This window comes from Gammaproteobacteria bacterium, assembly GCA_016765075.1.
Classification (GTDB): domain Bacteria; phylum Pseudomonadota; class Gammaproteobacteria.
Map to the genome: position 1 here is coordinate 1 of JAESQP010000129.1, position 6131 is coordinate 6131.

Sequence of the window (6131 nt, forward strand, 5' to 3'; positions counted from 1 at the left end):
CTATTACTCGTCATTCTGTCTTGCTACAAATCAAGCATGACGCCACTTTAGTAGGAAACCTGTCCGTGATGGGTATAGCGCTTTATTTTGGCGGCTTACACCGTATAATAGACGCACATTTTGTGCGGTTACAGCTTGGCTGTTGTAACGTTGCGTTTGCGTTTTTTTACCCAGTTTTTATCACGCCAATTTTTTATTACAACAGAGGATTTTTATTATGCATAAGGGCGAAACTCTGACCCAGTTTATTATTGAGGAACAGCGTCGAACCAAAGGCACGGGTGACTTTAGTGGCTTATTGGCGGATATCGAAACAGCGTGTAAGCGTATCTCCTCAGCGGTGAACAAGGGCGCGTTGATTGGCGCCCTGGGTGCGCTGGAAACCGAAAATGTTCAGGGTGAAGTTCAGAAAAAGCTGGATATCATTACCAACGACATGATGATTGAAGCCATGCAGTGGAGCGGTCACCTTGCTGGTATGGCGTCCGAAGAGCTGGAAGACCCCATCCAGATTCCAGCGCAATACCCTAAAGGGAAATACCTCGCCTTGTTTGACCCGCTTGATGGCTCTTCAAACACTGATGTCAATATTTCAGTGGGCACCATCTTTTCAATTTTGCGTGCACCAGAAGGTGTCACCACGCCAGAAGTCAAAGATTTCTTGCAGCCAGGCACCGAACAGGTTTGTGCCGGCTATGCGCTCTATGGCCCTTCGACGATGTTTGTTTTAACCACAGGTAATGGCGTTAATGGTTTTACCCTGGATAGTGACATTGGTGAATTTGTCTTGACCCACCCTGGCATGACAGTGCCTGAAGAGACCAGTGAATTTGCCATTAACGCATCGAATTCACGTCATTGGGTTGGCGCAACTAAGCAATATATTGAAGATTGCTTGGCTGGCGAGGCTGGCCCACGTGGTCGTAACTTTAATATGCGCTGGGTTGCCTCTATGGTAGCAGAAGTGCATCGTATCCTTAATCGTGGCGGTGTTTTCTTGTACCCACGTGATAACAAGAACCCTGCAATGGCCGGTCGTTTGCGCTTGATGTATGAAGCCAACCCAATGGCGATGATTGTTGAGCAAGCGGGTGGTGCCGCCTCAACCGGGACGGGTCGCATTATGGAAGTTGCACCCACCGAGATCCACCAACGTGTTGGTGTGGTCTTAGGCTCGAAAAATGAGGTGGCCAAAGTCGAGGAATATTACGCCGCTAGCTAGTTATCTCTTACGGTATGCCGCAGCAAAGTCTGCGGCTATCCTTAAATTCTGTAGCCCTCTGCCAACCTAAACACACATAGCAGTGCCTCTGAGTATTTGCAGTTAAATGGCGAATCAGTCATTTATGTGCCACAATTACTGAATTCCCCTATCTATCAATAGGCTTAGGTATGGCGCTCCAGCATAATCAGGGTGATACCCTAATTAAAATCCTCGATGTTGCCGAAGCGCGCATTAGATCTAATGGCTACAATGACTTTAGCTTTCGCGATATTGCTATGGACGTGGGCATCAAGAGTGCCAGTGTTCATTATCATTTCCCAACTAAAGCGGATTTAGGCGTTCGCGTTACGCGTCGTTATAGCGCACGATTCCTGCATTATCTTGGCGATGCCAAGGACAAAAATACTGAGCCGAAAATATTGCTAAAGCGTTATATTGATGGCTATAAAAAACTTCTAGTGGATGATGAGGCGATGTGTTTGTGTGGCATGCTGGGCGCCGAATTTTCTTCATTGCCTAAGTCCGTTGGTGACGAGGTGAAACGTTTTAATGACGACAATATTGAATGGCTAAAAATCGTATACCGACGTTTAAACCGCAAAGATAAAAAAAGTCCAAAGATAAAAAAGAAGGCAAAAACAAAAGCAGTACACCTATTGGCAGCAATGCAAGGCGTCATCATTGTCGCGCGCACCATGAATGAGCCAACGTTATTCGAGCGAGTGAGTAAAGAATTTTTAAAGTGATGCTATACCCCCGTGTCAAGCACGGGGCAGGCTCCCGAAGGCGTGGGGGCTGTGCCCTGCTCTTATTTAGAGCTTCCCTAGATAAACAATATGAATAGCAATAGTCCTAATGCCAGTCGGTAGACAACAAAAGGCATGAGGCCAATAGAGCCAATCAATTTAAGGAAATAGTGAATACAAAAATAGGCGGCAATAGCCGATAACACGGTGCCGAGCAGCATGCCGCTCCAGTCTACCGAGGCACTGTCGTTACCGATAAGCTTAACGGTTTGCAAAGAACCTGCGGCAACAATGGTGGGTATCGACAATAAAAACGCAAAGCGTGCAGCGGTTTCACGCGTTAAGCCGAGCAAGAGCCCAACCGTGAGTGTAATACCGGAACGAGAAGTGCCCGGTATTAAGGCAAGTGTTTGCGCCAAGCCAATAATGATGATGTCGCGCCAGGTAATGGCGGACTCTGTGCGTTGATTGCTGCCGACACGGTCGCCATACCAAAGCAGCAAACCAAAGCCAATGGTTGTCGCAGCAATGACCAGAGGGCTGCGCAGATAAGTTGAAATGGCATCATTAAATACCAAGCCGACGATTAAAATAGGAAGGGTAGCAACAATAATGCCCCACGCCAATCGGCTATACAGACTATGTTTTCGCAATGTTAGCGATTGCCACCAACCTTGCCACAACTGCACAATATCGTTTCTAAAATAGGTGACTACGGCGATCAATGAACCCAAATGCACGGCAACATCAAAGGCCAGGCCTTGATCTGGCCAGCCGGCGAGTTTAGGTATAAGTATCAGGTGCGCAGAGCTGGATATTGGCAGAAATTCGGTTAGCCCTTGTACTATTGCCAGTACAATAACTTGCACGATATCCATTGTGGCGCCGACTAACGTTTAAAGTGTTGCAAACACTTTATCAGCTGCTGCCAATGTGGCATTGATTTCCGCCTCATTGTGTGCCGACGAAACAAACCCTGTTTCATACGCGGATGGCGCAAGATAAACCCCTTCGTTAAGCATGCCGTGGAAAAATTTCTGAAAGCGTTCAATATCACAGTCAACCACCTGGTGATAAAAATGCACTTTGGGTTGGTCTGTAAAGAAAAAGCCGACCATCCCACCGACGTAATTGACAGTGAGCGGGATAGCGTTTTTTTTGGCAATTTCTTGCAGGCCTTCGGCTAATTGTTTTGCTGTATTAGCTAACCTGTCGTAAAAACCCGGCGCATCTAAGGCGGTCAAGGTCGCCAGCCCTGCGGCCATAGCAACAGGGTTACCCGACAGTGTTCCGGCTTGATAAACGGGGCCGGTTGGTGCGATGTGTTGCATAATTTCTTTTTTTCCACCAAAGGCACCAACGGGTAAACCACCCCCTATTACTTTACCTAAAGTCGTTAGGTCTGGTGTGATGCCGTAATGCTCTTGTGCCCCACCGCGGGCAACGCGAAAGCCAGTCATCACTTCATCAAAAATCAACACCACCCCGTATTCGTTACACAATTCACGCAAGCCTTCAAGAAAGCCGGGGACAGGCGGAATGCAATTCATGTTGCCTGCTACTGGCTCAACGATAATACAGGCGACCTCTTTGCCGATCACTTGTAGTGTTTGCTTAACCTGGTCTATATGATTGTAGTCGAGCGTAATGGTATGTTCCACCACAGAGGCGGGCACACCGGGTGAGGTGGGTACGCCAAGTGTGAGTGCGCCAGAACCCGCCTTCACTAACAAAGAATCAGAGTGCCCATGGTAACAACCTTCAAACTTAATTAGCTTGTCACGACCGGTGTACCCACGCGCCAGACGAATCGCGCTCATGGTTGCTTCGGTGCCTGAGCTGACCATGCGTATTTGTTCGATCGATGGCACCATGTCACAGACTTTTTTAGCAACCACGGTTTCAATCGCTGTCGGTGCGCCAAAACCCAAACCATTTTGTATGGATTCTTGCACGGCCTTAATTACAGCAGGACAAGCGTGGCCTAAAATCATTGGCCCCCATGAGCCGACATAATCGATATAACGATTATCATCTTCGTCGTAGAGATAGGCGCCATCCCCGCGTTTGAAAAAAACGGGATCACCACCAACACCTTTAAAAGCGCGGACGGGAGAGTTAACGCCACCAGGAATAACCTGCTGAGCTTGTTCAAATAAATCATGCGAACGTGTCATCGTGCTGTTACCTGTATTTTGATGCTCTATTATAAGAAATAATTTGAAAATTTTCGTGCTGTGAATTCAATATCGTCCATAGTAAATACACCATTAATAACGGCTAGCGCATCGGCGCCTGCGCTGATGAGCTGTTGGCCGTTGTCGACCGTGATACCACCAATCGCGACGATAGGTAGTGTCAAGCATGCCTTGGCTTCGGTTAGTAATGTTACGGGCGCAGAGGTCGCTTGAGGTTTTGTTGATGAATTGAAGAAGCAGCCAAAGGCAACATAGTCGGCGCCATTTTGTTGCGCTTGCACTGCGAGCTGTAACTGATTGTAACAGGAAACCCCAATAATTTTAGTCTCGCCAAGTTGCTGCCTGGCGTGGATAAGATGGCTATCGTCTTTGCCGAGATGGACGCCATCGGCATTAATCGCCTGACATAGCGCAATATCATCATTAATGATGAGATAGGCCTCATGCTCTTTGCATAGCATTAATAAACGGTGGCCAATACGTCGACGCGTTGCCTGGTCGTGAACTTTATCTCGATATTGAATAAATTGCGCGCCACCGCGAATTGCTGCAACAACGTTTTCGAAGGCCTGTTCTTCATTATCGCTGGTAATAGGCGTAATAGCGTAAAGCCCGCGAATGACCGCTTTAGTCACGAGACCAACCGCCTTTCGCCCAAAAAAAACGATCAGGGTGTTTTTGCCCGTGACCTAATGCTTGCCCCGCTTTAAGGCACTGCCAAGTGTAATGTTGCGCATCGCGCACGGCTTGCACCATATCGATGCCCTTAGCAAGCAGTGCCGCTAGTGATGCAGTTAGTGTGCAGCCAGAACCGTGATATTCATCAGGTAAGCGTGGCCATACTTGCTCATCAATCAATTCGCCATTTTTGAATAACCGGTTGACTACTTCAGTGCTGTGATCGTGTGTTCCGGTGATCAATACATACGGACAGCCTAATGACGAAATCTTCTTGCAGGCAGCGGCTAGGCTGTTTGTTTTGGGCGCAAGTTTATAGAGTTCTAATAGGTTGGGTGTAACGATAGTAGCAAGCGGTAGAAGGCTATCACTCAGTATTTGTGCATAGCCTTCTTGGCTGAGCTTGTTGCCTGTATTGCTCGCCATCACTGGGTCGATAACTAGGGGTATATGCGATTGCTTGGTAGCGATATCGTTGATCATTTTAATTGTCGCACTAGCAGCGAGCATGCCGGTTTTGATTGCCTTGACTGGCATGTCCGTAAGGAGTGCCTGACTTTGCGCGCGCAAATAATCAGCATCGATAGCTTGATAGCTTGTAACCCCATGGCTATTTTGTACGGTTAGTGCGGTTGCCACCGTTACTGCATGGCAGCCCATACTGCCAATGGCTTCGATATCGGCTTGTATGCCGGCGCCCCCGCAGGGGTCGGCACCAGAAAAGCAAAGGACTATGGGTTTTGGCATAAGTCAGTTATAGAGAGACGATTAATCAGAGGCGTTCTTAACGCAGCGGTTTAACGTGATATTCTACCGCGGACTTGCCTAGGTTGGGCTGGGTATTATTGAATTTGGATGATTATCCCCCAATATCTCAAGGCTTAGGCGAAATATAAAGGTTAGATTAATGAAGAAGTATATGTGTGTGGTGTGTGGTTATGTTTATGATGAGGAAGCTGGCTGGCCGGATGATGGTATTGCTCCAGGTACGGCTTGGAAAGATGTGCCGGAAACTTGGCTGTGTCCGGAGTGTGGTGCAGGTAAAACAGATTTCGAGATGGTTGAGTTATAAATATAGGTGCTCATGTGGTAATGCCGCGTGTGCTGAGTTTGTTGCACACAAAAAAGCCGACCCTTATGAGGTCGGCTTTTATCTTTATTGCCCTGGCCGCTGGTTCGGTGAGCCAGGTCAAGTGAACTCCTAAAGCCTATAGGGCCAGGATAAAGTCCACCAACTTCTCGATGTTTTCATCACTCACACGCGGTGAGTAAGGAGGCATGGCA

General features: G+C 47.8%; 7 protein-coding genes. 3 read left to right on the forward strand and 4 right to left on the reverse strand.

The genetic code is table 11. The features are described from left to right. The first annotated feature begins 217 nt into the window (after positions 1-217). Positions 218-1222 (forward strand): class 1 fructose-bisphosphatase, encoded by a 1005-nt coding sequence (locus JKY90_07790; GenBank protein ID MBL4852163.1) that lies wholly within the window; start codon positions 218-220, stop codon positions 1220-1222. Positions 1223-1392: 170 nt separating this feature from the next. Further along, on the forward strand, positions 1393-1971 hold the full coding sequence (locus JKY90_07795; protein ID MBL4852164.1) for a TetR/AcrR family transcriptional regulator: 579 nt from the start codon (positions 1393-1395) through the stop codon (positions 1969-1971). Between the two features lie 77 nt (positions 1972-2048). Here JKY90_07795 and JKY90_07800 read toward each other — a convergent pair whose 3' ends face one another. From JKY90_07800 to JKY90_07815, 4 genes are read right to left on the reverse strand one after another with little or no spacing between them, the layout of a single operon-like run. After that, positions 2049-2849 carry an undecaprenyl-diphosphate phosphatase gene (locus JKY90_07800; GenBank protein ID MBL4852165.1) on the reverse strand — a complete coding sequence of 267 codons (801 nt, stop codon included), beginning with the start codon at positions 2847-2849 and terminating at the stop codon, positions 2049-2051. Between the two features lie 18 nt (positions 2850-2867). Beyond that, positions 2868-4148: a glutamate-1-semialdehyde 2,1-aminomutase gene (gene hemL / locus JKY90_07805; GenBank protein ID MBL4852166.1), complete on the reverse strand. Its 1281-nt coding sequence runs from the start codon at positions 4146-4148 to the stop codon at positions 2868-2870. 29 nt (positions 4149-4177) lie between these two features. After that, entirely contained in the window at positions 4178-4804 is a 627-nt protein-coding gene (locus tag JKY90_07810) for a thiamine phosphate synthase (GenBank protein ID MBL4852167.1), read from the reverse strand. Continuing rightward, positions 4797-5594: a hydroxymethylpyrimidine/phosphomethylpyrimidine kinase gene (locus JKY90_07815; protein MBL4852168.1), complete on the reverse strand. Its 798-nt coding sequence runs from the start codon at positions 5592-5594 to the stop codon at positions 4797-4799. The genes JKY90_07810 and JKY90_07815 overlap by 8 nt, the downstream gene beginning before the upstream one ends. Before the next feature lie 160 nt (positions 5595-5754). On the opposite strand from JKY90_07815, the gene JKY90_07820 reads away from it, so the two are divergent. Beyond that, positions 5755-5919, forward strand: coding sequence for a rubredoxin (locus tag JKY90_07820; GenBank protein MBL4852169.1), 165 nt, complete (start codon positions 5755-5757; stop codon positions 5917-5919). Positions 5920-6131 lie beyond the last annotated feature (212 nt).